We start from the raw sequence: 1351 nt of genomic DNA, 5'->3' as shown, positions 1-1351 counted from the left end.
CGGAAGGATCCGGATTCGATCACGGTGTATCTGCCGAACATGGAGTTGAAGCTGAACCGCTCCAACTCGGTGGTCGATGGGACGCGCTACTACCCGATCGGCGGTCAGTTGACGGTAGTGCGGACGGTCGCGGGTGTACAGGTGCAGGCTGCGGATCATCACGGTTCCGGGCAGGCCGCGGTGGACGGGGCGACGGGGCAGGTCACGCATCGGCGGATGGCGCCGTTCGGCACTGCGCGTGGCACTTAGCCGGGGGTTGGTCAGTGGTTGGGTGAAGAAGGGTTTCGTCGGTGGTACGCAGGATGTGTCGACGGGGTTGACGCATCTGGGTGCGCGGGAGTATGACCCGCAGACTGGTCGGTTCATTTCGGTGGATCCGATCATCGATGTGAGTGATCCGCAGCAGATGCACGGGTACGCGTATGCGAACAATTCGCCGGTGTCGTTTACGGATCCGGATGGTCTGCGGCCGTTGGCGACGGGTGGTGGTGCGGAGGAGGACGCGTACTGGAAGAAGCGCGGTGAGCAGTTGGTGTACTCGATGTCGTCGAACCGTTGGACGGTGGTGCCCCGGCCGCCGCCGGTGTCGACGGTGCCGCCGGAGGTGGCGCAGGCGCGTCGGGATGTGGAGGACGCGAAGCAGGTCGTGGTGGCGGTGGCGAAGGAGCTCGGCCAGATTTTGATGGACGAGTTGGGGATCACCGACGCGGTCGACTGTTTCATCAACGGCGACATGGGCGCTTGTGCGATGACGGCGTTGAACGTGGTGTTGACGGCGGTTGGTGGCGCCGCGGGGAAGTTGTTGGCCCGTTACGGGTTGAAGCCGATGAGGCTGAAGGCGCTCGGGGAGCGGTTGTGGAACCTGGGCGGGAAGTTGAAGGACGCGGTCGGTACGTGGATGCGGAGTCGTAAGACTCTGGACAAGGCTGAGGCGGCGGCGCCTGGTTGTAACAGTTTCGTACCGGGAACGTTGGTGCTGTTGGCGGATGGTTCGTCGAAGCCGATCGAGGATCTCGACGTGGGTGATCTGGTGGTGGCGTCTGATCCGGAATCCGGTGAGACGGCTGTCAAGCCGGTGGTCGCCACGATCGTCGGGCACGGGGTCAAGGATCTGGTCGAGATCACGGTCGACACCGACGGTGGCCGGGGTGACGCCGAAGGTGTTGTGGTCGCGACCGAAGATCACCCGTTCTGGGTGCCGGAGGTGGGCGAGTGGCTCGACGCTGCCGAGCTTGAGGCCGGGCAGTGGCTGCGAACCTCCGCCGGGACTTGGGTGCAGGTCACCGCCGTGCGTCAGTGGTCCGAGACCCGTACGGTCCACAACCTCACCATCGACGACATCCACACGTAC

General features: G+C 64.4%; 2 protein-coding genes and 1 pseudogene. All 3 read left to right on the top strand.

Annotated features, from left to right (window positions below):
- Positions 1-249: hypothetical protein (locus ACFHWU_RS29145; protein WP_416592302.1), on the top strand; the 249-nt coding region annotated here is incomplete at its 5' end.
- A pseudogene (locus tag ACFHWU_RS29140) lies at positions 134-454 on the top strand (RHS repeat-associated core domain-containing protein); the annotation flags it as partial. The gene ACFHWU_RS29145 and the pseudogene ACFHWU_RS29140, both read left to right, overlap by 116 nt.
- A 150-nt stretch (positions 455-604) precedes the next feature.
- On the top strand, positions 605-1351 hold a 747-nt coding region (locus tag ACFHWU_RS29135; protein ID WP_416592303.1), incomplete at its 3' end, for a polymorphic toxin-type HINT domain-containing protein.

This window comes from Micromonospora sp. LOL_015, assembly GCF_048060275.1.
Lineage (GTDB): Bacteria > Actinomycetota > Actinomycetes > Mycobacteriales > Micromonosporaceae > Micromonospora_E.
This window is presented reverse-complemented; position numbering and strand designations above follow the sequence as displayed.